This is a genomic window from Variovorax sucrosi (genome assembly GCF_051216635.1).
Classification (GTDB): Bacteria; Pseudomonadota; Gammaproteobacteria; order Burkholderiales; family Burkholderiaceae_C; genus Variovorax.
Map to the genome: position 1 here is coordinate 530,936 of NZ_JBPJZU010000001.1, position 22,451 is coordinate 553,386.

At 67.7% G+C, this 22,451-nt stretch carries 22 protein-coding genes and 1 tRNA gene; 7 read left to right on the forward strand and 16 right to left on the reverse strand.

Features of this window, described 5'->3' with window-relative positions:
- Positions 1 to 96: 96 nt before the first annotated feature.
- The 6 genes from coaE to ACSFBE_RS02480 form a co-directional block, all read right to left on the reverse strand.
- Positions 97 to 696, reverse strand: a complete 600-nt coding sequence (gene coaE, locus ACSFBE_RS02455) for a dephospho-CoA kinase (RefSeq protein WP_435488771.1) — start codon at positions 694 to 696, stop codon at positions 97 to 99.
- Between the two features lie 16 nt (positions 697 to 712).
- Positions 713 to 1,561 (reverse strand): prepilin peptidase, encoded by an 849-nt coding sequence (locus ACSFBE_RS02460; RefSeq protein WP_435488772.1) that lies wholly within the window; start codon positions 1,559 to 1,561, stop codon positions 713 to 715.
- A complete protein-coding gene (locus ACSFBE_RS02465) occupies positions 1,561 to 2,784 on the reverse strand; it encodes a type II secretion system F family protein (RefSeq protein ID WP_435488773.1) in 1,224 nt (407 codons plus the stop codon). Before ACSFBE_RS02465 ends, ACSFBE_RS02460 begins: the two co-directional genes overlap by 1 nt.
- 22 nt (positions 2,785 to 2,806) lie before the next feature.
- Complete coding sequence (gene pilB, locus ACSFBE_RS02470; protein ID WP_435488774.1) at positions 2,807 to 4,540, reverse strand: type IV-A pilus assembly ATPase PilB; 1,734 nt, start codon at positions 4,538 to 4,540, stop codon at positions 2,807 to 2,809.
- Positions 4,541 to 4,665: 125 nt separating this feature from the next.
- Positions 4,666 to 4,742, reverse strand: a tRNA-Pro gene (locus ACSFBE_RS02475).
- 51 nt (positions 4,743 to 4,793) lie between these two features.
- Positions 4,794 to 5,786 (reverse strand): polyprenyl synthetase family protein, encoded by a 993-nt coding sequence (locus ACSFBE_RS02480; RefSeq protein WP_435488899.1) that lies wholly within the window; start codon positions 5,784 to 5,786, stop codon positions 4,794 to 4,796.
- A 187-nt stretch (positions 5,787 to 5,973) separates the two neighbouring features.
- Here ACSFBE_RS02480 and rplU point away from each other — a divergent pair, with 187 nt between their 5' ends.
- From rplU to proB, 4 genes are all read left to right on the forward strand, one after another.
- Entirely contained in the window at positions 5,974 to 6,285 is a 312-nt protein-coding gene (gene rplU, locus ACSFBE_RS02485; protein WP_435451210.1) for a 50S ribosomal protein L21, read from the forward strand.
- Positions 6,286 to 6,297: 12 nt separating this feature from the next.
- Positions 6,298 to 6,555 carry a 50S ribosomal protein L27 gene (gene rpmA / locus ACSFBE_RS02490; protein WP_435453524.1) on the forward strand — a complete coding sequence of 86 codons (258 nt, stop codon included), beginning with the start codon at positions 6,298 to 6,300 and terminating at the stop codon, positions 6,553 to 6,555.
- A 101-nt stretch (positions 6,556 to 6,656) separates the two neighbouring features.
- On the forward strand, positions 6,657 to 7,712 hold the full coding sequence (cgtA, locus tag ACSFBE_RS02495; protein ID WP_435488775.1) for an Obg family GTPase CgtA: 1,056 nt from the start codon (positions 6,657 to 6,659) through the stop codon (positions 7,710 to 7,712).
- Positions 7,713 to 7,761: 49 nt separating this feature from the next.
- A complete protein-coding gene (gene proB / locus ACSFBE_RS02500) occupies positions 7,762 to 8,904 on the forward strand; it encodes a glutamate 5-kinase (protein ID WP_435488776.1) in 1,143 nt (380 codons plus the stop codon).
- Positions 8,905 to 8,910: 6 nt separating this feature from the next.
- Here the strand turns inward: proB and ACSFBE_RS02505 are convergent, their stop codons facing one another.
- Both ACSFBE_RS02505 and ACSFBE_RS02510 read right to left on the reverse strand, forming a co-directional pair.
- On the reverse strand, positions 8,911 to 9,408 hold the full coding sequence (locus ACSFBE_RS02505) for a CNP1-like family protein (RefSeq protein WP_435488777.1): 498 nt from the start codon (positions 9,406 to 9,408) through the stop codon (positions 8,911 to 8,913).
- Positions 9,395 to 10,051: an RNA pyrophosphohydrolase gene (locus tag ACSFBE_RS02510; protein WP_435488900.1), complete on the reverse strand. Its 657-nt coding sequence runs from the start codon at positions 10,049 to 10,051 to the stop codon at positions 9,395 to 9,397. Before ACSFBE_RS02510 ends, ACSFBE_RS02505 begins: the two co-directional genes overlap by 14 nt.
- A gap of 123 nt (positions 10,052 to 10,174) precedes the next feature.
- Between ACSFBE_RS02510 and ACSFBE_RS02515 the strand changes: the two genes are divergently transcribed.
- Positions 10,175 to 11,920 carry a proline--tRNA ligase gene (locus tag ACSFBE_RS02515; RefSeq protein ID WP_435488778.1) on the forward strand — a complete coding sequence of 582 codons (1,746 nt, stop codon included), beginning with the start codon at positions 10,175 to 10,177 and terminating at the stop codon, positions 11,918 to 11,920.
- Complete coding sequence (locus ACSFBE_RS02520) at positions 11,917 to 12,579, forward strand: lytic transglycosylase domain-containing protein (protein ID WP_435488779.1); 663 nt, start codon at positions 11,917 to 11,919, stop codon at positions 12,577 to 12,579. The genes ACSFBE_RS02515 and ACSFBE_RS02520 overlap by 4 nt, the downstream gene beginning before the upstream one ends.
- Here the strand turns inward: ACSFBE_RS02520 and paeA are convergent.
- The 6 genes from paeA to hemA form a co-directional block, all read right to left on the reverse strand.
- Positions 12,549 to 13,877 (reverse strand): polyamine export protein PaeA, encoded by a 1,329-nt coding sequence (paeA, locus tag ACSFBE_RS02525; RefSeq protein ID WP_435488780.1) that lies wholly within the window; start codon positions 13,875 to 13,877, stop codon positions 12,549 to 12,551. The genes ACSFBE_RS02520 and paeA overlap by 31 nt on opposite strands.
- A 59-nt stretch (positions 13,878 to 13,936) precedes the next feature.
- Positions 13,937 to 14,959, reverse strand: a complete 1,023-nt coding sequence (locus ACSFBE_RS02530; RefSeq protein ID WP_435488781.1) for an AAA family ATPase — start codon at positions 14,957 to 14,959, stop codon at positions 13,937 to 13,939.
- A gap of 115 nt (positions 14,960 to 15,074) precedes the next feature.
- Complete coding sequence (grxD, locus tag ACSFBE_RS02535) at positions 15,075 to 15,398, reverse strand: Grx4 family monothiol glutaredoxin (RefSeq protein ID WP_435451217.1); 324 nt, start codon at positions 15,396 to 15,398, stop codon at positions 15,075 to 15,077.
- Between the two features lie 68 nt (positions 15,399 to 15,466).
- On the reverse strand, positions 15,467 to 16,288 hold the full coding sequence (prmC, locus tag ACSFBE_RS02540) for a peptide chain release factor N(5)-glutamine methyltransferase (RefSeq protein ID WP_435488901.1): 822 nt from the start codon (positions 16,286 to 16,288) through the stop codon (positions 15,467 to 15,469).
- Between the two features lie 38 nt (positions 16,289 to 16,326).
- The gene (prfA, locus tag ACSFBE_RS02545) at positions 16,327 to 17,415 is read right to left on the reverse strand and encodes a peptide chain release factor 1 (RefSeq protein ID WP_435453533.1); all 1,089 of its coding nucleotides are present in this window, start codon (positions 17,413 to 17,415) and stop codon (positions 16,327 to 16,329) included.
- Between the two features lie 85 nt (positions 17,416 to 17,500).
- Positions 17,501 to 18,787, reverse strand: a complete 1,287-nt coding sequence (hemA, locus tag ACSFBE_RS02550; protein WP_435488782.1) for a glutamyl-tRNA reductase — start codon at positions 18,785 to 18,787, stop codon at positions 17,501 to 17,503.
- Between the two features lie 94 nt (positions 18,788 to 18,881).
- Here hemA and ACSFBE_RS02555 point away from each other — a divergent pair, with 94 nt between their 5' ends.
- Entirely contained in the window at positions 18,882 to 19,160 is a 279-nt protein-coding gene (locus tag ACSFBE_RS02555; protein WP_435488783.1) for a hypothetical protein, read from the forward strand.
- On the opposite strand, the gene ACSFBE_RS02560 is transcribed toward ACSFBE_RS02555, so the two are convergent.
- A complete protein-coding gene (locus tag ACSFBE_RS02560) occupies positions 19,157 to 21,649 on the reverse strand; it encodes a DUF3772 domain-containing protein (RefSeq protein ID WP_435488784.1) in 2,493 nt (830 codons plus the stop codon). The two genes, ACSFBE_RS02555 and ACSFBE_RS02560, sit on opposite strands and share 4 nt — an antisense overlap.
- A gap of 61 nt (positions 21,650 to 21,710) precedes the next feature.
- Positions 21,711 to 22,451: a glycerophosphodiester phosphodiesterase gene (gene ugpQ, locus ACSFBE_RS02565; protein WP_435488785.1), complete on the reverse strand. Its 741-nt coding sequence runs from the start codon at positions 22,449 to 22,451 to the stop codon at positions 21,711 to 21,713.

Sequence of the window (22,451 nt, forward strand, 5' to 3'; positions counted from 1 at the left end):
GTATCTGTTTCCTGTCGCGGGATCATAGCCTCAGGGTGAGCGGGCGGGTGTGTCGTGTTGCTTCGCCGGCCGCCGCGCGCGTGGGATGTACGCGGATCAGTGCGTGCGCGGCAGGGTCCAGCGCACCCACAGGCTGCGGACTTCGTCGGCCAGGGCGTCGAGGCTCAGGCCGTCGTTGAAGATCACCGCATCGGCCGCGGCGCGCCGTTCGCTGCGCCGGGCCTGTTGCGCGATCACCGCCTGGACCGCTTCCGGCGCCCAGCCCGAACGTGCGATCACGCGCTCGCGCTGGGTCGCTTCGCTGGCGTCGACCACCAGCACGCGGTCGACGATGCGGCGCCACCGCCGGGACTCCACCAGCAGCGGCACATCGAAGACGATCGGCGAAGCGCCAGCGAACGCCGCCAGGCGTTCGGCTTCGGCACCGATCAGCGGATGCAGGATGGCTTCGAGCCGGCGCTTGGCCGCGGCGTCGGCGAAGACGAGCTCGCGCATGCGGGCGCGGTCCAGGCCGCCGTCGGCACCGAGCACCGCGGGGCCGAATTCGGCCTCGATGGCCGGCATGGCCGCACCGCCGGGCAGGGCGATGGCGCGGGCGATGGCGTCGGTGTCGACCAAGGCGGCGCCGAGCGTGGCGAGCATCGCCGCCACTGTGCTCTTGCCGCTGCCGATCCCGCCCGTCAGACCGATTCGCATGGTGACGCGACCAGCCTCAGAGCCCGATGACACGCAGGATCGTGTCGGCGCCGAAGAGCATGGCGGTGAAGCCCGCGCCCGCCAGGAAGGGGCCGAAGGGCACGTAGCCGCCTTCGCGCAGATTGTTGTTGAGCTTGAGCGCGATGCCCACGATGACGCCGATGACCGACGCCATCAGGATGATCGGCACGAGCGCCTGCCAGCCGAACCAGGCGCCGAAGGCCGCGAACAGCTTGAAGTCGCCGTAGCCCATGCCTTCCTTGCCGGTGCTGAGCTTGAAGAGCCAGTAGATGGCCCAGAGCGACAGGTAGCCAGCCACCGCGCCCAGCACCGCGTCCGCCAGGCTGATGCCGGTGAAGCCGAGCAGAGCGGCCAGCAGGCCGGCCCACAGCAGGGGCAGCGTGATGTCGTCCGGCAGCAGCGTGGTGTCCCAGTCGATCAGGGCCAGCGTGAGGAGCGCGGCCGAGAAGCCGCACCAGGCCAGCGCCGCCCACTGGCCGGGCATGCGCCAGACGCACCAGGCGAAGAGCAGGCCGGTGACCAGTTCGACCATCGGATAGCGCGGGCTGATCGGTGTCTTGCACGAAGAACAGCGCCCGCGCAGAAAGGCGTAGCTGAGCAGCGGCACGTTCTCGTACCAGCGGATCGCATGGCCGCACTGCGGGCAGCGCGAGTGCGGCACCATGAGGTTGAAGCGTTCGGCGGCCGGGGCCGCGGCTTCAGGGCCGTCGAGTCCGGCGCAGTCGGCCGCCCATTGCCGCTCGAGCATCTGGGGCAGCCGGTGGATCACCACGTTCAGGAAGCTGCCGATCAGCAAGCCCAGAACGCCCGCCAATGCGGCGTCCACCCCCTGCGAGACCCACATCAGACGACCTGGCCGAGCTTGAAGATGGGCAGGTACATCGACACCACGATGCCGCCGATGATCACGCCCAGGAACACGATGATGATCGGCTCCATGAGGCTGGAGAGGCCGGCCACCATGTCGTCGACCTCGGCTTCGTAGAAGTCGGCGGCCTTGCCCAGCATGTGGTCGATCGAGCCGGATTCTTCGCCGATGGCGGCCATTTGCAGCACCATCGACGGGAACACGTTGGCATTGGTCATGGCCGAGGTCAGGCTGGTGCCGGTCGAGACTTCCTGCTGGATCTTGGCGGTCGCGTCGGCGTACACCGAATTGCCGGATGCGCCGCCGACGGAGTCGAGCGCCTCGACCAGGGGCACGCCGGCAGCGAACATCGTCGACAGCGTGCGGGTCCAGCGGGCCACGCAGGACTTGTCGATCAGCGTGCCGAAGATCGGCAGGCGCAGCAGCAGGCGGTCCATGACGCGCTGCACTTTCTCGTTGCGTTTCCAGGCTTGCAGGAAAAAGTAGATGCCACCGCCCAGTACGCCGAAGATGAGCCACCAGTAGGAGACGAAGAACTCGCTGATCGCCATCACGATCAGCGTCGGCGCCGGCAGGTCGGCACCGAAGGAGGAGAACACCTCCTTGAAGGCCGGAATCACGAAGATCATGATGATCGCCACCACGATGAAGGCCACCACCACCACGGACGTCGGGTACATCAGCGCCGACTTGATCTTCGACTTGATCGCCTCGGTCTTCTCCATGTAGGTGGCCAGGCGGTCGAGCAGTTCTTCCAGAATGCCGGCCGCTTCACCCGCCTCGACCAGGTTGCAGTAAAGGTTGTCGAAGTACTTCGGAAACTTGCGGAAGGCGGCGGACAGCGAGGTGCCCGTCTCGACGTCGCTGCGGACGTCGTTGAGCAACTTGGCCACGCTCGGGTTGGCGTTGCCGCGGCCAACGATGTCGAAGGACTGCAGCAGCGGCACGCCGGCCTTCATCATGGTGGCGAGCTGCCGCGTGAAGATCGCGATGTCCTTCGGCTTGATCGACTTGCCGGCCCGCATGCGCCGCTTCTTGACCTTGGTGAGCAGCACGCCTTGCCGTCGCAGCGCCGCCTGCACCTGGTTCGTGCCGGCCGCGCGGAGTTCACCGCGCACCTGTTTGCCGTTGCGGTCCTTGCCCTCCCATTCGTACACAAACTCCTTGTGTCCGCGGGGCGTGGATGTTGCCGTTGCCATGGGAGATCTCCGCTTCTGAATGCTATTCGTTGGTGACCGCGACCACTTCCTCGAGCGACGTCAGCCCCTGCATCACCTTCTGCAGGCCCGACTGCCGCAGGGAGCGGACACCTTCGGCTTCCGATTGCCTGGCAATGTCCAGGGCGCTGCCGTCGCGCAGGATGATCTTCTGGATCTCCTCGGAGATCGGCATCACCTGGTAGATGCCCACGCGTCCCTTGTAGCCCCCGTTGCAGGCGGAACAGCCGACCGGGCGGTAAGGTTTCCAGGAGCCATCCAGGTGTGCTTCCTTGAAGCCCGCGTCGAGCAGTGCTTCGCGCGGCACGTCGGCCGGCTCGCGGCAGACGGTGCACAGCCGGCGCGCCAGGCGCTGGGCGGTGATCAGGATGACGCTCGAGGCGATGTTGAAGGGCGCGATGCCCATGTTGCGCATCCGCGTGAGCGTCGTCGGCGCATCGTTCGTGTGCAGCGTGGACAGCACCAGGTGCCCGGTCTGCGCGGCCTTGATCGAGATGTCCGCTGTTTCGAGGTCGCGGATTTCGCCGACCATGATGATGTCCGGATCCTGCCGCAGGAAGGCACGCAGTGCCGTCGCGAAGGTGAGGCCGGCCTTCTCGTTCACGTTGACCTGGTTCACGCCCGGAAGGTTGATTTCCGACGGGTCTTCGGCCGTCGCGATGTTCACGCCCGGCTTGTTCAGCAGGTTCAGGCAGGTGTAGAGCGACACCGTCTTGCCGGAGCCGGTCGGGCCGGTCACCAGGACCATGCCGTACGGCCGACCGATGGCTGACAGCAGCCGTTCCTTCTCGACCGCGTCGTAGCCCAGTGCGTCGATGCCCAGGCGGGCGCTGCTCGGGTCCAGGATCCGGATCACGATCTTCTCGCCGAAAAGCGTGGGCAGGGTGCTGACCCGGAAGTCGATCACGCGGTCGGGGCCGATCTTGAGCTTCATCCGGCCGTCTTGCGGAATGCGCTTCTCGGAGATGTCCAGCCGCGAGATCACCTTGATGCGCGAGGCCAGCTTGTCCTTGATGACGGGCGGCGGGCTGGCGATCTCGCGCAATTCGCCGTCGATGCGAAAGCGCACCCGGTACTGGTGCTCGTAGGGCTCGAAATGGATGTCCGAGGCGCGCATGCCGAAGGCGTCGAGCAGCATCTTGTGGAGGAAGCGCACCACCGGTGCGTCCTCGACCTCGGCGACTGCTTGATCGGCGGCATCGTTCGCCGTGTCGACGGCTGCCTCGTCGAACTCGAATTCGGCACCGACGATGGTGTCGATGGTTTCCGCGGCGCTGACCGCCGCCGCCTCGACCATGCGGGAGAGCTTGTCGTACTCGGCAATGACCCAGTCGACGCCCATCTGCGAGGCGAACTTGATCTTCTCGACTGCCTGCTGGTCCGACGGATCCGCGGTGGCGACGATGAGGCGATTGTTGCGTTTGCTCAGCACGACGATGCGGTACGCCAGGCACAGCTTCGCGTCGAGCAGGTCCTTGGGCAGCCGCTGCGGATCGATTGCATCGAGGTCCAGCAGCGGGGCGCCGAAGGCGCTGGAGAGGGTGTGCGCGAGGTCGGCGGCGGACACCGCACCGGTGCCGGTGAGTTCGGCGATGAAGCTCGACCGGGAGGTGAGCGATCGCTGGTAGATCTCTTCGGCCGTCTTCGCTGGGAGCTTGCCGGCAGAGATCAGCGCGCGTGCAAGGCCTGGCAGGGCGACGGTCGAGCTATCTTTGACGGGAGGTTCGGCAGCGGCCATCAGCGAATGTAAAAAACGTGAAAAAGTGCTTCACGATCATCGCTGATCGCCCTTTGACTGTAAACCGGCGCAGCCGAGGACCGCGCAGCATTTGGCATGCATTTGGCTTTACAGCCACAAAAGGCTGGTCGGGGTGAGAGGATTCGAACCTCCGGCCTCTACGTCCCGAACGTAGCGCTCTACCAGGCTAAGCTACACCCCGATGGTGGTGCAGAAGAAGAGAAACCGTCGATTTACCGTCTGTTGAAGCCGGTTAGGCGCGTCGCTCAAGCAACTGAGCCGCCAATTGTAGCAAACCCTCCGAGTGCCGATTCACGGAAAAACCACGCAACGCATCGATCGCGCGTTGGGCCTCGGACGCCGCTGCGGCGCGCGTCGCTTGCAGTGCCCCGGTCTCCCGGACGATGGCCACGATGTTCGCCAGCTGGCTGGTGTCCCCGTTCTCGATCGCGTTGCGGACCAATGCGCTTTGTTCGGGCGCGGCGCGCTGCATGGCGAGGATCAGCGGAAGTGTCGTCTTGCCCTCGCGCAGGTCGTCGCCCACGTTCTTCCCGGTCTCGCTGGCGTCGCCCTCGTAGTCGAGCACGTCGTCGATGACCTGGAAGGCGGTCCCAATGGCTTGGCCGTAGGAGGCGCAGGCCTCTTCGGTGGCCGCGTCGGCGCCGGCCAGGACGGCGGCGAGGCGGGTGCTGGCTTCGAAGAGTTTGGCGGTTTTCGATCGGATGACCCGCAGGTAGGCCCCTTCGTCCAGCGTCGCGTCGTGCATGTTCATGAGCTGCAGCACCTCGCCCTCGGCGATCACGTTGGTGGCCTCGGCGAGGATCTGCATGACGCGCATGTTGTTCGCGTCCAGCATCATCTGGAACGCGCGCGAATAGAGGAAGTCGCCGACCAGCACGCTGGCCGGATTGCCGAACGACTCGTTGGCGGTCGGACGGCCGCGGCGCAGGGTCGACTCGTCGACCACGTCGTCGTGCAGCAGGGTGGCGGTGTGGATGAATTCCACCACCGCCGCCAGGTTGAAGCGCTGTTCGCCCTTGTACTCGAGCGCCCCGGCCATCAGCAGCAGCAAGGCCGGGCGCAGCCGCTTGCCGCCGGCGGAGATGATGTACTGCGAGACGTGGCTGACCAGTGGCACGCCGGTGTCTAGGCGCCGTGCGATCACGCGATCGACTTCTGTCATGTCGGCGGCGATCAGGCCGAGGACGGAGGTGGTCGGGGAGGAGTCGGCGGCAGGACTGGGCAAAGCGGAGGCGGCTTGGGCGCTGCGTGAGGTGAAGACGAGGCCTGGCGGCCCGGAGCCGCAAATTATAGGGAGCGCCGCGGCGTCCCCGCGCTGCCCATCCATGGCCCATTGGAGGCCGGGATCGGCCGTGCTAGAATCTTGGGCTCTGCGGAATTCGCCGCCGAGACTCAATTTCAAAGAGGTTTACATGTACGCGGTCATAAAAACCGGCGGCAAGCAGTATCGCGTTGCTTCCGGCGAAAAAATTAAAGTAGAACAGATTGCTGCGGACGTAGGCCAGGAAATCGTGCTCGATCAGGTTCTTGCAGTCGGCAACGGCTCGGACATCAAGATCGGCACGCCCCTGGTGTCCGGCGCATCCGTCACGGTCACCGTGCTCTCGCACGGCTTGCACGACAAGGTGCACATCTTCAAGATGCGCCGTCGCAAGCACTATCAGAAACGTCAAGGCCATCGCCAGCAGTTCACCGAACTGCAAATCGGCGCGATCGCCGGTTAAGGAGCAGGCACCATGGCACAGAAAAAAGGCGGCGGCTCCACGCGAAACGGGCGCGATTCCAAGCCCAAGATGCTCGGCGTGAAAGCGTTCGGCGGCGAACTGATCAGCGCAGGCTCGATCATCGTGCGTCAGCGCGGCACCCAGTTCCACCCCGGCGTCAACGTCGGTCTGGGCAAGGACCACACGCTGTTCGCCCTGGTCGACGGCCATGTGTCGTTCGGCATCAAGGGTGCACTGAACAAGCACACGGTCAACGTGACGCCGGCCTGAGCCTCGTCACTTCGATCTGCTCGAAGCCCCGCTTGTCGGGGCTTCTTCGTTTTCCACCCCTTCGCCGCAAGCCGGCTTCCCGTTTGTAAACTGGACATCCCATGAAGTTCGTCGACGAAGCCTTCATCGACATCGCCGCCGGCGATGGCGGCAACGGCTGCGTGTCGTTCCGTCATGAGAAGTACAAGGAATTCGGCGGCCCGAACGGCGGCGACGGCGGACGCGGCGGCCATGTCTTCGCGGTGGCCGACGTCAACCTCAACACCCTGGTCGATTTCCGCTACTCGCGCCGGCACGAGGCCAAGCGCGGCCAGCACGGCATGGGCTCCGACATGTTCGGTGCGGCGGGCGACGATATCGTCCTGAAAATGCCGGTCGGCACCATCATCACCGACGCTGAAACCGGCGACGTGCTGTATGAGCTGCTGGTGCCCGGCGAGGTGATCACCATCGCCAAGGGGGGCGACGGCGGCTTCGGCAACATGCGCTTCAAGAGCGCGATCAACCGCGCGCCCCGCCAGAAGACGCCGGGTTGGCCCGGCGAGAAGAAGAGCCTCAAGCTCGAACTGAAGGTGTTGGCCGACGTCGGCCTGCTGGGCATGCCCAACGCCGGCAAGTCCACCCTGATCAGCGCGATCTCGAACGCGCGCCCACGCATCGCGGACTATCCCTTCACGACGCTGCACCCGAACCTGGGCGTGGTGCGCGTCGGCCCCGAGCAAAGCTTCGTCGTGGCCGACTTGCCCGGCCTGATCGAAGGCGCCGCGGAGGGCGCCGGGCTTGGCCATCTCTTTCTGCGGCATCTGCAGCGTACGCGGCTTTTGCTGCATGTGATCGACCTCGCGCCTTTCGACGACGACGTGGACCCGGTCTCCCAGGCCAAGGCGATCGTCGGCGAGCTCAAGAAGTACGACGCTGGCCTGTACGACAAGCCGCGCTGGCTGGTCCTGAACAAGCTCGACATGGTGCCCGCGGACGAGCGCGACGCGCGCGTCAAGGACTTCGTGAAGCGCCTGCGTTTCAAGGGCCCGGTGTTTGAAATCTCGGCACTCACACGCGAAGGCTGCGAACCGCTCGTTCAGGCGATCTACCAGCACGTGAAGGCGCAGCAGGTGGCCGAGCAGCCGCCGGCGGATATCGATCCTCGGTTCGCCTGACAGCGCTGTGCGGCGCGCCTCCGCTTCCTCTCGACCATCGACACCTCTCATGAGCAGCAGCCTCGGTACCCATGCACTGCGCGATGCGCGCCGGATCGTCGTCAAGGTCGGCTCCAGCCTCGTGACCAACGAGGGCCGGGGACTGGACGAGGTGGCGATCGGCGAGTGGTGCCGCCAGTTGGCCGGCTTGATGCGCGATGGCCGCGAGGTCGTCATGGTGTCCAGCGGCGCCATCGCCGAAGGCATGAAGCGCCTCGGCTGGCGCACCCGTCCGCACGAGGTGCACGAACTCCAGGCCGCGGCCGCCGTGGGCCAGATGGGCCTGGCGCAGATGTACGAGACGAAGCTGCGCGAGAACGGCGTCGGCAGTGCGCAGGTGCTGCTCACGCATGCCGACCTGGCCGATCGCGAGCGCTACCTGAACGCGCGTTCCACGCTGCTCACCTTGCTCGGCCTCGGCGTGGTGCCGGTCATCAACGAGAACGACACCGTTGTCAACGACGAGATCAAGTTCGGCGACAACGACACGCTCGGCGCACTGGTGGCCAACCTGGTCGAAGCCGACGCGCTGGTCATCCTGACGGACCAGAAGGGCCTCTACACCGCCGACCCGCGCAAGAACCCCGATGCGCAGTTCGTGCACGAGGCGCGTGCGGGCGACCTGGCGCTCGAGGCGATGGCCGGTGGCGTCGGCTCGGCCATCGGCAGCGGCGGGATGATCACCAAGATCCTGGCCGCCAAGCGCGCTGCGGGTTCGGGTGCCTCGACGGTCATCGCGTGGGGCCGCGAGCCCGATGCCTTGTTGCGGCTGGCCGCTGGCGAGGCGATCGGCACCCTGCTGGTGGCGCAGACCGCCAAGCACCAGGCGCGCAAGCGCTGGATGGCCGACCATCTGCAACTGCGCGGTGCGGTCACGGTCGATGCCGGCGCGGCGGAAAAGGTCCGAAGCGAAGGCAAGAGCCTGCTGCCGATCGGCATGACGGGCGTGGACGGCGAGTTCTCGCGCGGCGACGTGATCGCCGTGCGCGACCCGAACGGTGTCGAGCTCGCGCGCGGCCTGGCCAACTATTCGAGTGCCGAAGCACGCATGCTGTGTCGCAAACCGTCGGGTGAATTCGAGCGCTTGCTCGGCTACGCGGCCGAGCCGGAGATGGTGCACCGGGACAACATGGTGCTCATGGCGCCCCGCTGAAGCGCACTACTGCACTTCCGGCAACGGATTCTTCAGCCGCTGCACCATCTCGTTGACCGAACCGCGCGGTGCCGCACCGCGGCAGAGCCCTTGTTGGGAAAGTGCCAGCGTGTAGCTCGAGTTCAACGAGAACATCTTCTTCCACTCCGGATTGGGCACCGTCTCCCAGCCGGCGCCGCCGTAGCGGGCGTACGACTTCATCTCGCCGGTGGCGCAGCGCACGCCTTCGTAGAAGGCGTTGCTCGCACCGCCGGCTTTGTTGTTCGCCACGACGACGTAGCGCACCACGCCGTCACCGGTGATGGCGATGGTGGCCGGGTCGACGCCGAACTTCAGCGTCATGTAGCGGGGCATATCGATCGGCACCAAGCGGTTTTCGTCGAAGGCCGGTGGCGGTGGCACGGCGCTCTCCTTCCACTCCGGGTTCTCGAACAGCTGGGCCGAAGCGCCGCCGGTCGCGCCGAGCAGACAGGCCAGGGCAAGGGCGCGGCTAGCGCGGTGCATGAAACGGATCGGGCGGTGAGGGGAGGTCAGTGGCGGTGTTGGCATTGGGATCCGGGTCGAAGCTGGCGCCCGGAGGCAGGTCGAAGTGATGCGCGGGTCCGGTATCGGGCGCTTGATGGTCGAAGTCGCGCGTACGCACATTGCTGCGCAGGAAGCGGTTGCGGAAATCCTGCCGTGGCAGGTAGCGTGCGAGTTCGGTCAGCGCCATTTCGTAGACGCCGCGCTTGAACTCCACGACGACGTCGAGCGGCACCCAGTAGTCGTGCCATCGCCAGGCATCGAATTCGGGATGGTCAGTGGCGCGCAGGTTGAGATCCCAGTCGTGACCGACCAGCTGGAGCAAGTACCAGATCTGCTTCTGGCCCTTGTAGTGGCCTCGTGCGTCTCGGCGGATGAACCGATCCGGCACCTCGTAGCGCAACCAGTCACGGGTACGGGCGACGATCCGCACATGCTCCGGATGGAGCCCCACCTCTTCGTGCAGTTCCCGGAACATGGCTTGCTCGGGACTCTCGCCGCGATCGATGCCGCCTTGCGGAAACTGCCAGGAGTGGGTGCGTATGCGTTTGCCCCAGAAAACCTGGTTTCTCTGGTTGAGCAGGATGATGCCGACGTTGGGCCTGAAGCCGTCCCGGTCGAGCATAATCAAACCCCAATTTTTGAACTGCTTCGATTATGCCTGCCGGGTCGCACTCGGCAAGTGAGCGGTTCCTGCGGCAGCCTGCCGACACCCCCCTTTTTCGTTACCCCCTTTCGAGCGCGACCGATGAAAGCTTCCCGTTTCTTTGTCTCCACCCTGAAGGAAGCGCCGGCCGACGCCGAAGTCGCGAGCCACCGGCTCATGATGCGCGCCGGCATGATCAAGAAGCTCGGCGCGGGCATCTACACCTACATGCCGATGGGCCTGCGCGTGATTCGCAAGGTCGAAGCGATCGTGCGCGAGGAGATGAACCGGGCCGGCGCCGTCGAGCTGACGATGCCGGTGGTCCAGCCCGGCGAGTTCTGGCAGGAGAGCGGGCGCTTCGACAAGATGGGCGCCGAGCTGCTGCGCATCAAGGACCGGCACGAGCGCGACTACGTCGTGCAGCCGACCAGCGAAGAGGTCGTGACCGACATCGCCCGCCAGGAGATCCGCAGCTACAAGCAGCTGCCGCGCAACTTCTATCAGATCCAGACCAAGTTCCGCGACGAGCGCCGCCCGCGCTTCGGCCTGATGCGTGGCCGCGAGTTCACGATGAAGGACGCCTACAGCTTCGACCGCGACCTCGACGCCGCCAAGCTCAGCTACCAGGCCATGGCGCAGGCCTACCGCCGGATCTTCGATCGCTTCGGCCTGACCTACCGTGCGGTGGCGGCCGACAGCGGCGCCATCGGCGGCGACCTGAGCGAGGAGTTCCAGGTGATCGCCGCCACCGGCGAAGACGCCATCGTCTACTGCCCCGACAGCGACTACGCCGCCAACATGGAGAAGGCCGAGGCGCTGGCGCCGACCGCGCCGCGCGGTGCCGCCACGAAGGTGCTCGCCAAGACGCCGACCCCGGGCAAGAGCACCTGCGCCGACGTGGCGGAACTGCTCGGCATGCCGCTCGCGACCACGGTGAAGTCGCTGGTGCTGGCGACCGACGTGCTGGACGACGCCGGCAACATCACCGGCTCGCAGGTCTGGCTGCTGCTGCTGCGCGGCGACCACGACATGAACGAGATCAAGGTGAGCAAGCTGCCGGGCCTGGACCAGGGTTTCCGCTTTGCCACCACCGCCGAGATCGACGATCACTTCGGCTGCAAGCCCGGGTACCTCGGCCCGCTGAACCTGAAGCAGCCGGTGAAGCTAGTGGCCGACCGCGAGGTCGCCGTGATGTCCGACTGGACCACCGGCGCCAACGAGCTCGACTTCCACATGACCGGCGTCAACTGGGGCCGCGACTTGCCCGAGCCCACTTTGGTGGCCGACATCCGCAACGTCGTCGCCGGCGACGCCTCGCCCGACGGCAAGGGCGTGCTCGCCATCGAGCGCGGCATCGAGGTCGGCCACGTCTTCGTGCTCGGCACCAAGTACAGCAAGGCGATGAACGCCACCTTCCTCGACGAAGGCGGCAAGCCGCAGTTCCTGGAGATGGGCTGCTACGGCATCGGCATCACGCGCCTGCCGGCCGCGGCGATCGAGCAGAACCACGACGAGCGCGGCATCATCTGGCCCGACGCGCTGGCGCCGTTCACGGTGGTGCTGTGCCCGATCGGCATGGACCGCAGCCCCGAGGTCAAGGTCGCCGCCGAAACGCTCTACGAACAATTACTGGCGGCCGGCGCCGACGTGCTGCTGGACGACCGCGGCGAGCGCCCCGGCGCGATGTTCGCCGACTGGGAACTGATCGGCGTGCCGCACCGCCTGGTGATCTCCGACCGCGGCCTCAAGGAAGGCCAGTTCGAGTACCAGCACCGGCGCGACACGGCGGCCACCAAGGTGCCGGCCGCCGCCGCGCTGAGCTTCCTGCAATCCAAGCTCGCTGCATGACCATGAAGCCGGCGGCGGACCGAGGCTCGCCCTTGTCCCGTCGGCTGGTCATGGGTGGCGTGGCCGCCGGCGCCCTGGCGCTGGCCTTGCCGCGCCGGGCCCTGGCCGGCGCGCAGATCGAAGAGCCGCTGATCGACTCGGTGCGCAATGCGCTCAGTTCGGCCATCCACAACAAGGCGCCGCCGGTACCGGAATTCGCCCACACCGAGGCCCGCCTGGCCTACCTGCGCTGGCTGGGTGCGATGAGCGAACGGCTCAAGAAGAAGATTCCGGGCGCGCAGGAGCGCATCGAGCTGCTCCAGACCATCTGGTACGAAAGCAAGCGTTCGGGGCTCGAGGTCAGCCTCGTGCTGGGCCTGATCCAAGTGGAAAGCAACTTCCGCAAGTTCGCGGTGTCGAGTGCCGGCGCGCGTGGGCTCATGCAGGTGATGCCTTTCTGGACGCGCGTCATCGGCGACGGCGACCCAGCCACGCTGTTCCGCATGCAGACCAACCTGCGCTTCGGCTGTGTCATCCTGCGCCACTACCTCGACCGCGAGCGCGGCGACCTGTTCATGACGCTGGGACGCTACAACGGCAGCCGGGGCCGTGCGCCGTACCCCGATGCCATCTTCGCCAATCAGCGCATCTACGCCTTCAGCGACCGCGCCACCGCCTGAGCTGCACGCTCGACGTGGGTCACCATGACCTGGTCGATGCGGTAGCTGTCCACGTCCATCACCTCGAAGGTGTAGCCGCCCCAGCTCACGCTGTCGGTGCGCTTGGGCACGCGGCGCAGCATCACCATCAGGAAGCCGGCCAGCGTCTCGTACTCGTCGGCATGCGGCAGGGGAGCGTCGAGGTCCAGCGCTCGGTGCACGTCCTGGATCGGCGTCACGCCGTCGATCAGCCAGGAGTTCTCGTCGCGCCGGACGATCTGCTGCTCTTCGTCCTGCGGGCCGACCAGGTCGCCCATCACCGTGCTCATCACGTCGTTCAGCGTGATGACGCCCACCACCAGGCTGTACTCGTTGACGATGATCGCGAAGTCCTCATGGGCGTGGCGGAATTGCTCGAGCACCTCGGTGAGCGACAGCCGGTCGGGCACCACCAGCGCCTTGTGCAGCGGCACGCCCTGGTCGAGCGCCAGCGGCTGGCCGCTCAGCACGCGCTGGAACATGTCTTTGGCGTCGACGTAGCCGAGCACATGGTCGATGTCGCCGTCGCACACCGGGTAGGCCGAGAAGGGCTCGGCCACGATGCGCGCGCGCAGCACGGATTCGGGGTCGTCCTTCTGGAACCAGGCGATGCGATCGCGCGAGGTCATCACGCTGTTCACCAGCCGGGTGTCGAGCTCGAACACGTTGGCGATCACCTGCTGCTCGCGCACGGCCAGTACGCCGGCGCGCGCGCCGGCCTCGGTCATGGCCAGAATGTCGGCCGAGGTGATCTGCTCGTCGCGGTGGGCCGGCATGCCCAGCAGCTTGAAGAGCAGGTCGGTGCTGCGGGTGAAGAGCCACACCAGCGGCATGAAGGTGGTGATGAGCACCTGCATCGGCCCGACCATGCGCACCGCGAGCTGCTCGGGGTTGTTCATGCCCAGCCGCTTGGGGAACAGGTCGGCAAACACCAGGAACACCGCGATGATCGTGACGAAGGACGCCGCGAAGGCCGCCGCTTGGGCCGTGTCAGGGCTGAACCAGAGGTCGAACAGCCGCGCGAAGTAAGGGCTGAGCGAGCCTTCGCCGACCACGCCGCCCAGGATGGCGACGGCGTTCAGGCCGATCTGCACCACGGTGAAATAGTGGCCGGGCTGTGCCTGCACGCGCAGCACGCGCTCGGCTCGCACGTCGCCCTCGTCGGCCATCTGGCGCAGCCGGAGGCGCCGCGAGGCGGCCAGCGTGATTTCGGCCAGCGAGAAGAAGGCGCTCAGGGCAATGAGCGCGACGATGAGGAGAAGGCTTTGGGTGAGGGTCATTGGCGGTCGCAGGGGCCGCCAATGGTGCCACGGCGGGCGCCTGCCGCCGTGACGCTCCCTTACTGCACGAAGCCGATGCGGCTGCGGCCCGCGGCGCTGCGCGGCAAGTCATCCACCTGCACGTCCTCGCGGTGCGCCAGACGTGCATTGCCGAAGCCGGTCATCAGCGCCCGGCGCATCTCGCGCGGCGCGACGGCGGCCAGGTGGTCGAGCACGTCGTCGCCCGGTTCCGGCGACACGAGGCGGCCCCAGTCGTGGTCGGCGCGGATCGCGGCGTAGAGTTGCCGCGCAATTTGCCGGGCCGCCTCGTGCGACGGCGCTTCGACCTCGAACACGTTCATCCGGTTGAGGATGGGTTCCGGGATGCCGCGCGCGTCGTTGGCCGTGGTGATCCAGATCACCTGGCTGGCGTCGATCGGCACCTCGGCGAACTCGTCGACGAAGGCATGCGCGGTGTCGTGCTCCAGCAAGCTGTAGAGCGCGCCGAGCGGGTCGTACTGGGCGTCGGCGCCGGCCTTGTCGATCTCGTCGATCACCATCACCGGGTTGGCGTACTGGCCGTCGACCAGCGCCTCGAAGACCTTGCCCGGCTTGGAGCCCTTCCATTGCGATGATGCGCCCGACAGCAGCCAGCCGGCCGTCATCGAGCTCATCGGCACGAGCGACATGCCGGTGCCGAGCAGGTCGGCCAGTTTCTTCGCGAAATGGGTCTTGCCGATGCCCGGCGGGCCGAGCAGCAGGATCGGTGTCACTTCGAGCCCATCGCGGCTGTCCTGCGCGAGCGCGACGTGGCGCCGCACGTCGTCGAGCACCTCGGTGAAGTTGGGGAGCTGGGCGTACAGCGATGCCATGTCCGGCACGCCGCTGGGCTTGACCTGGAAGCGGTCGGGGCCGCGTTCGAGCATGCGCTCGTAGGTGCTGCGCAGATGTTCGTGATCGCGGTCGGGAAGCTTGGCAAGCTTGCGTTCGACGTCCTGCGGTTGAAACACGCTGCGCAACTGCGCCACCGGCAGCTGGAACGCGGACGGGAAGGTTTGCGACGACGAAACAGGGACCAGGTCGTGGGACGAGCGGGAATCCATGAACACCTCCGATTGCGGACAGTCCAACACAGCATAAGCCGTGCCGGACACCATCGGATGTGGATGTTTTCGCGCTTTCCCGTGTTCGCGACAGCCGTGCGGCGCGTCGGCGTTCTCAGACAGGCGCGTTGATCACCTGCTGAAGCTCGCCGGATTCGTACATCTCCATCATGATGTCCGATCCGCCGACGAATTCACCCTTCACATACAGCTGCGGGATCGTCGGCCAGTTGCTGTATTCCTTGATGCCCTGGCGGATCTCCTGGTCGTCCAGTACGTTGACGGTCTTGAGCGCCTTGGTGTCGACACCGACCGCCTTGAGGATCTGGATCGCACGGCCGGAGAAGCCGCACATGGGAAAGCTGGCGTTGCCCTTCATGAAGAGCACGATGTCGTTGGTCTTGACGAGGTCGTCGATGCGTTGTTGAGCGTCGGGCATGGTGGGAACTCCTGGAATGGGCTGGGTGGATTATTTCACTGCAGCGGTTTTTCCGCCGCCCGTGGGGGTCAAGCCCCGGCGCGCCGTGCGCCCGAGCAGCGTTCGATGCCGGCCAGGTCGGGGCGCGACTGCACGGCGCCGAAACCGGCCGCCGCCAGCAGCGCGCGCACCGCGGCGGCCTGGTCGTGGCCGTGCTCCAGCAGCAGCCAGCCGCCGGGCGCCAAGTGGGCCGGCGCGCTGGCGACGATGCGGCGGAGGTCGTCGAGGCCATCGGCACCGGACACCAGCGCCGATGCAGGCTCGTGCGCCAGTGCCGGCAGGTGCGGGTCGCCCGCGGCGATGTAGGGCGGGTTGGAGACGATCAGGTCGTAGCCCGACGCCGCGCCCGCCAGCCAGTCGGCCTGGGCGAAGCGCACAGGCAGGCCCAGCCGCCGCGCGTTCTCGCGCGCCACGGCCAGTGCATCGGCGCTGGCATCGACCGCGTCGACCACGGCATCGGGCCGCGCGTGCTGCAGTGCCAGCGCGATGGCGCCGCTGCCGGTGCCCAGGTCGAGCAGCGTCGGGCGTTCGCGGCCCTGCGCCAGCTCGAGCGCCCAGTCGACGAGAGTCTCGGTGTCGGGCCGCGGCACCAGCACGCGGGCGTCGACCTGCAGCGGCAGGCCGTGGAACTCTTTTTCGCCAAGCAGGTACGCCACCGGCTCGCCCGCCCGGCGCCGTGCGCACAGCGCCGCCACAGCGGGCCAGGCGCCGGCCGGCAACGCATCGCCGTCGTGCGCCAGAAGCCAGGCGCGCTCGTGCACCGGGCGGCCCAGCGTGTGCAGCAGCAGCAGCTGGGCGTCGAGCCGGTCGATGCTCAGCGCGGCGATGGCACGCAGGGCCTCTGACACCATGGCCGGCGCGGCCTCGTCGATGGGGATGGCTGCGTCGGTCATGCCGGCAGGCTCGATTCCAATTCGGCCAGCTGCTCGGCCTCGCGCGCGGCCTGCAGTGCGGCCAGCACGTCGCCCAGGTCGCCTTCCATGATCGACAGCAGCTTGTAGAGCGTGAGGTTGATCCGGTGGTCGGTGAGCCGGCCCTGCGGGAAGTTGTAGGTGCGGATGCGGTCGCTGCGGTCGCCGCTGCCGACCAGCCCCTTGCGCAGCGCCGCGTCCTTGGCGGCGCGCTCGCTGCGGTCCTTCTCCTGGATGCGGGCCGACAGCACCTGCAGCGCTTTCGCCTTGTTGCGGTGCTGGCTCCGGTCGTCCTGGCACTCGGCCACGATGCCGGTCGGAATGTGCGTGATGCGCACCGCCGAGTCGGTCTTGTTGATGTGTTGGCCGCCCGCGCCGCTCGCACGGTAGGTGTCGATGCGCAGGTCGGCCGGGTTGATCTGCACCGCCACCGTCTCGTCGGGCTCGGCCAGCACCGCCACCGTGCAGGCGCTGGTGTGGATGCGGCCCTGCGTCTCGGTGGCCGGCACGCGCTGCACGCGGTGGCCGCCGGATTCGAAGCGCAGCTGGCCAAACACATCGTCGCCCACCACGCGGACCACGACCTCCTTGTAGCCGCCCAGTTCGCTTTCGCTCTCGCTCACCACCTCGCAGCGCCAGCCGGCGCGCTCGAAATAGCGCGTGTACATGCGCAGCAGGTCACCGGCGAACAGCGCCGATTCGTCGCCCCCTGTGCCGGCGCGGATTTCCAGGAAGGCGTTGCGCGCGTCGTCCGGATCCTTGGGCAGCAGCAGGCGCTGCAGCTCATCTTCCAGCTTCAGCAATTCCTCCTCGGCGCCGGTGATCTCTTCCTGCGCCATCTCGGCCATGTCCGGGTCGTCGAGCATTTCGCGGGCGCCGGCCAGGTCGGCCTCGCGCTGCTGGTAGCGCGCGTAGCGCCCGGCAATCTGCGTGACCTCGGCATGCTCGCGCGAGATCACGCGGTACTGCGCCATGTCGGACATGATGTCCTCGCGAGAGAGCAGGAAGTCCAGCTCGCCGAGGCGTTGCGCATAGCGCTCGAGTTGGTGGCGCAGGAAGGGTTTCACGGAGAGACGACCAGGAGAAAAAGAGGGCGTCGCCATGGGCGACTGGAAGCGGCGGCCGCTGTGGCCACCCTGCGAACCCGCGTCGCTAACGCTCTTTGCGCGGTTCGCTGCGCAGGAACAGGCGCGAGATGGTCTGTGCCGTCTGCTCGCGCGCGGCGGCGTCGCCGGCATGCAGTTCGGCCAGCGCGCCGTGCAGCATCTTCTGCGTGAGGCCACGCGACAGGGCTTCGAGCACCGCGTCGACCGATTCGCCCTTGGCCAGCAGCTTGCGCGCACGGGCGAGCTCGGCGGCGCGCCATTCGTCGGTCTGGGCATTGAGCTGCTGGATCAGCGGCACGGTGCCGCGTTGGCTCAGCCAGTGCATGAAGTTCTGCACGCCGGCGTCGATGATGACCTCGGCCTGCGCCACCGCGGCCTGGCGGTTGGCTTGCCCCTGCTGCACCACCTGAGCGAGGTCGTCGACGGTGTAGAGGTACACGTCTTCCAGCGCCTTTACCTCGGGCTCGATGTCGCGCGGCACGGCCAGGTCGACCATGAACATCGGGCGGTGCTTGCGCTGCTTGAGCGCCCGCTCCACAGCACCCAGGCCGATCAGCGGCAGCGTGCTGGCGGTGCAGCTCACCACGATGTCGAATTCGGCCAGCCGCGCGGGCAGGTCGGCCAGCCGCATGGCGGTGCCGCCGAAGCGCGTGGCCAGCTTCTCGCCGCGCTCGAGCGTGCGGTTGGCGATGGTGATGGACTTCGGCTCCTTGGCGGAGAAGTGTGTCGCAGCCAGGTCGATCATCTCGCCCGCGCCGACGAAGAGCACGCGCGTTTCCTTGATGTCCTCGAACAATTGGCCCGCCAGGCGCACCGCGGCGGCGGCCATGCTGATCGAATGCGCGCCGATCTCGGTGGCGGTGCGCACTTCCTTGGCGACTGCGAAGGAGCGCTGGAACAGCTGGTTGAGCGTGCTGCCCAGCGCGCCGGCGTTTTCAGCGGCGCGCACGGCGTCCTTCATCTGGCCGAGGATCTGGGCCTCGCCCAGCACCATCGAGTCGAGCCCGCTGGCCACGCGGAAGGCGTGGCGCGCCACGGCGTCGCCGTGCAGGGTGTAGGCGTGCGAACGCAGCAGGGCCGGGGCGACGCCGCCGCTTTCGGCCAGCCAGCCGACCGTGTGGTCCAGCGCGGCGGCATGCTCGGCGGCGCAGTAGATCTCGGTGCGGTTGCAGGTGGAGATGATCGCCGCCTCGACGGCCGGGTGCCGGCCGGAGGCGAAAGAGGTGCGCAGGCTCTGCAGCGTGGGGGCGATCTGGTCGAGCGCGAACGCGAAACGACCGCGCAGATCGAGCGGCGCGGTCGTGTGGTTCAACCCGAGGGCCCAGACTGACATAGACGGCGATTATAAAATTTGTGGAGCGTCGTGCCGCTTGACGCCGCGCAAGTCCCGCCCCGCCGCTGCGGCATGGTCCATTTCAGTCTCCCAGATGCCGCCTCTCGCCTTGATCGACCACCTGCTCAACTTCGTCGCGCCCGCCTTCTTCATGGCGCTGACGCTGGTGCTAGCCGCTCGATGGCTGCTGCGCCGGCAGGCCGGATCACCCAGCTTCTGGGCGCAGCTGGCCATCAACTTCATCGCGGGCGTCGCCGTTCTGGCCATCGGCCTGGGGTACTTCGGCCGCGACGGGAAGATGGCCACCTACGCCGCACTGGTCGTGGTGTGCGGCACCGTCCAGTGGTTCGTCGCGGGCGGCTATCGGCGCTAGGCGGTGGGTGGTAGCGCAGCCGTGACCGGCGGCGGCTCGCCCGGCACGGTCGGCTGCGGCGGCGGTGGCGCCGCGTAGGCGACCAGCGGCAGGTCGGCCTGCTTCAACCCGTCGAGCATGCTGAAGAGCAGGTCGCTGCGGACCCCGCCGGCCACCCGCGGGCTTTGGACGTACGCGATCACCTGGAAGATCAGGAAGCCGTTCTCGATGCCGTCGAGCATCACCGACGGCTCGGGCGTCGGCAGGATGCCGCCATGCGCACGGCAGGCCGTCAGCAGCACCTCGCGCGCCCGGTTCGCGTCGGTGGTCAGCGGCATCGGCAGGCGGATCAGCACCCGGCCCTCCGCATTCGCCAGTGTCATGTTGCGGACCGTCTTGGTGATGAATTCCGAGTTGGGCACGATCAGCGTCGAGCGGTCGCCCAGCTGGATCTCGGTGGCCCGCACGTTGATGCGGCGCACGTCGCCCTCGGCGTTGCCGAGCACCACCCAGTCGCCCACCTTCACCGGCCGCTCCGCCAGCAGGATCAGGCCGGAGATGAAGTTCTGCACGATGGCCTGCAGGCCGAAGCCGATGCCCACCGACAGCGCGCTCGCCACCCAGGCGATGCGCTCGATGCCGATGCCCAGCGCCGACAGAGCCGAAGCGATCACCAGGATGCCGCCCACGTAGCCCAGCAGCGTCGTGAGCGAGCTCTGCATGCCGGGCTCGAGCGTGGTGCTCGGCAGGTAGCTGTTGTCGAGCCAGCGCTTGAAGATCCGCAACGCGAGGAAGCCGAGCACCAGCACGCCGAGCGCGCCGAGCAGTGCACCCGGCACCAGTTCGAACTGCCCGACCTTGAGGCTGGCGCCGACCTTGCCGCTGCGCTCGAACAGTTCGTCCGGCGTGGTGCCGAGCGGCGCCAGCAGCGCGATCACCAGGTAGAAGAACAGCGTGACGCGGATCACGCCCGACAGCACCACCGCCGCCTGGTCGAGCGTCGTCGGTACCACGTTCAGGCTTTTCTGGAGCCGTTGGCCGACGTTGCTGCGCGACGACAGCAGTGCCATGGCCAGATCGTCGGCGAACTTGAACAGCAGGTAGGCCGCTGCGGCCACCACGCCGGTCCAGACCAACTGGCTGGCGATGAAGCTGGCCAGCGACACGTAGCCGACGGCCACCAGCACGCAGATCGCGATCAGCACCGCCGCGACGCCGCCGGTCAACAGACCGACCCAGAGGGGGCGCTCCGGCAGGGCTTCGGACGCCTCGGCCGGCGTTTCGGCGCGCTTGGCGTCGGCCGGCTTGCCCGCGTCGGCGGTGCCGAGGTCGGCCTCGGGCAGGCGCAGTCGCATCACCATGATGGTCGTGAGCGCGGTCAGCGTCAGCGCGCTCGCCGCATGCGTGACCACGGTGGCCGCGAGGCTCGCATCGATGATCGTGTTGATCTGCGTGGTGAGCCAGCTCAGCGTGCTGACGCCCGCGATCAGCCAGGGGAAGAACGCCATGCGCGCGGCCATGCCGTCGGCCATGGGCGGCAGCCGCCAGGACGGCCGGCGCTGCGCCAGCAACGCCCGCCCGAGGCCGATCACGAAGCCCACGAAGAGCGCGAAGCGGGCCACGACATCCCCCAGACGTTGCGCCATCGGGCCCCAGTCGCCAGCGTCCTGCAGCGACTGCCAGGCCCACTGCGCCGCCAGCCCGACGATGAGTACTGTCGCCGCCACCGTGCTGAGCGCCAGCAGCGAGCGCCGCAGGCGGCCCTTCGGAAAGACCCGTGACGCCAGCTGCGTCAGAGCGTGTTCGGCGGCCCAGGTGCCGACAAAGGCCATCAGCAGCGCGCCGATGAGGACCGCGACGACCATGCCGCCATGCTCGCCGCGCAAGGCGGTCGAGGCGCCGGTGCGCACTTCCGCTGCGAAGGTCATCAGCCGGGCGCTGTCGGCCGGCCATGCGGTGGCGATGCTGCGCCAGAAAGCGCCGCTCAGCGGTGAGTGCGAGCGCTCGAGCAGCCGTGCCTCGAACAGGGCGCGGCGCTGCGAGCGGAGGTCGCTGGCGCGCTGCTGGGCATCGACCGACACCAGCCGCGCGAGGCGGATGTCCGCATCGAGCGCGTTGCGCTCCTTCTCGAGCGCGGTGCGTTGGCGCGTGATGTCGGGATCTTCGGTGGTGCCCTTGGGCGGTGCCGCGCCCAGCTCGCCGAGGCGCGCGTTGAGGTCGGCCAGCGGACCCGAACGCGAGGCCACGAAGCGCTGGGCAAGGGTGACGATGTCCTGCGTCTCCGTGACGAAGGCGGTGATGTCCTCGTTGCGCTCGACCGTCTCGGGAATCTTGTCGAGCCGCGCCCGCAGTGCGGGCACGGTCACTTCGGGGTCGAGCGGCGCGCTGCTGTCTGCTGCAGCCGGTGCTGAGACCGTCGTCGTCGTCGTCGATTGAGCCCAGGCGACGCCAGCGGTGGCAAGCAGCGCCGCCAGAAGCCAGACCGCGAGCCAGCGTGGAAAGAATGTCATCGGGTCGATTATGGAAGCCCTGCCGGTGACAGAACGCTACCGGCGGCAGCGATGCCGACGCTCAGCGGGTGGGGCTGAACAGGTCGACCCGGTCGGTGATGATGCCGTCGGTGCCGAGGGCGATCAGCCGCTCGGCCGCCCACTCGTCGTTCACCGTGTAGCTCAGTGTGCGCAGGCCGGCGTCGCGGGCTTGCGCGACGGTGTGCGCGTCCCAAAGTGCGTGGTTGCAGACGATGGCCACGCAGCCCAGGTCGCGTGCCGTGGCCAGCCAACCGTCCCACAGCGTGTCGAGCAGCAGGCCGCACGGCAACGCGGGTGCGGCGTCGCGGGCGCCGGCCAGCGCTTCGGGCTTGAACGAGGTGAGGAGCGGTGGGATCGCCGGGACAGCCCACAGCCGCTGCGCATCGCGCGCGATGACCTCCCCGGTGCGACGCTCGGTGCCGGGCGTCGGCTTGATCTCGATGTTCAGCAGGTGGCCGCTGTGCAGGCAGAAGCGCGCGGCGTTCTCCAGCGTGGCCAGCGGCTCGCCGGCGTAGGCACGCGAATGCCAGCTGCCCGCGTCGAGCTGCGAGAGGGCGTGCCAGGGCAGGTCGCCACCGACCCCATGCCCGCTGGTCGTGCGATCGAGCGTGCTGTCGTGCATCAGGAAGGGCACGCCGTCAGCGCTCAGCTTGGCGTCGCACTCGAACATGCGGTAGCCGTGCTGCGCGCCCAGCCGGAAAGCAGCCAGCGTGTTCTCCGGTGCCAGCTTGCCGGCGCCGCGGTGGGCGACCCAGCGGGGGTAGGGCCAGTCAGCGCGCAT

What these genes read in the sequence shown, in the direction of transcription:
- coaE (WP_435488771.1), bottom strand. Translation starts at nt 696, where the DNA reads ATGCGAATCGGTCTGACGGGCGGGATCGGCAGCGGCAAGAGCACAGTG.
- ACSFBE_RS02460 (WP_435488772.1), bottom strand. Translation starts at nt 1,561, where the DNA reads ATGTGGGTCTCGCAGGGGGTGGACGCCGCATTGGCGGGCGTTCTGGGC.
- ACSFBE_RS02465 (WP_435488773.1), bottom strand. Translation starts at nt 2,784, where the DNA reads ATGGCAACGGCAACATCCACGCCCCGCGGACACAAGGAGTTTGTGTAC.
- pilB (WP_435488774.1), bottom strand. Translation starts at nt 4,540, where the DNA reads ATGGCCGCTGCCGAACCTCCCGTCAAAGATAGCTCGACCGTCGCCCTG.
- rplU (WP_435451210.1), top strand. Translation starts at nt 5,974, where the DNA reads ATGTACGCGGTCATAAAAACCGGCGGCAAGCAGTATCGCGTTGCTTCC.
- rpmA (WP_435453524.1), top strand. Translation starts at nt 6,298, where the DNA reads ATGGCACAGAAAAAAGGCGGCGGCTCCACGCGAAACGGGCGCGATTCC.
- cgtA (WP_435488775.1), top strand. Translation starts at nt 6,657, where the DNA reads ATGAAGTTCGTCGACGAAGCCTTCATCGACATCGCCGCCGGCGATGGC.
- proB (WP_435488776.1), top strand. Translation starts at nt 7,762, where the DNA reads ATGAGCAGCAGCCTCGGTACCCATGCACTGCGCGATGCGCGCCGGATC.
- ACSFBE_RS02505 (WP_435488777.1), bottom strand. Translation starts at nt 9,408, where the DNA reads ATGCACCGCGCTAGCCGCGCCCTTGCCCTGGCCTGTCTGCTCGGCGCG.
- ACSFBE_RS02510 (WP_435488900.1), bottom strand. Translation starts at nt 10,051, where the DNA reads ATGCTCGACCGGGACGGCTTCAGGCCCAACGTCGGCATCATCCTGCTC.
- ACSFBE_RS02515 (WP_435488778.1), top strand. Translation starts at nt 10,175, where the DNA reads ATGAAAGCTTCCCGTTTCTTTGTCTCCACCCTGAAGGAAGCGCCGGCC.
- ACSFBE_RS02520 (WP_435488779.1), top strand. Translation starts at nt 11,917, where the DNA reads ATGACCATGAAGCCGGCGGCGGACCGAGGCTCGCCCTTGTCCCGTCGG.
- paeA (WP_435488780.1), bottom strand. Translation starts at nt 13,877, where the DNA reads ATGACCCTCACCCAAAGCCTTCTCCTCATCGTCGCGCTCATTGCCCTG.
- ACSFBE_RS02530 (WP_435488781.1), bottom strand. Translation starts at nt 14,959, where the DNA reads ATGGATTCCCGCTCGTCCCACGACCTGGTCCCTGTTTCGTCGTCGCAA.
- grxD (WP_435451217.1), bottom strand. Translation starts at nt 15,398, where the DNA reads ATGCCCGACGCTCAACAACGCATCGACGACCTCGTCAAGACCAACGAC.
- prmC (WP_435488901.1), bottom strand. Translation starts at nt 16,288, where the DNA reads ATGGTGTCAGAGGCCCTGCGTGCCATCGCCGCGCTGAGCATCGACCGG.
- hemA (WP_435488782.1), bottom strand. Translation starts at nt 18,787, where the DNA reads ATGTCAGTCTGGGCCCTCGGGTTGAACCACACGACCGCGCCGCTCGAT.
- ACSFBE_RS02555 (WP_435488783.1), top strand. Translation starts at nt 18,882, where the DNA reads ATGCCGCCTCTCGCCTTGATCGACCACCTGCTCAACTTCGTCGCGCCC.
- ACSFBE_RS02560 (WP_435488784.1), bottom strand. Translation starts at nt 21,649, where the DNA reads ATGACATTCTTTCCACGCTGGCTCGCGGTCTGGCTTCTGGCGGCGCTG.
- ugpQ (WP_435488785.1), bottom strand. Translation starts at nt 22,451, where the DNA reads ATGCGCGCTGACTGGCCCTACCCCCGCTGGGTCGCCCACCGCGGCGCC.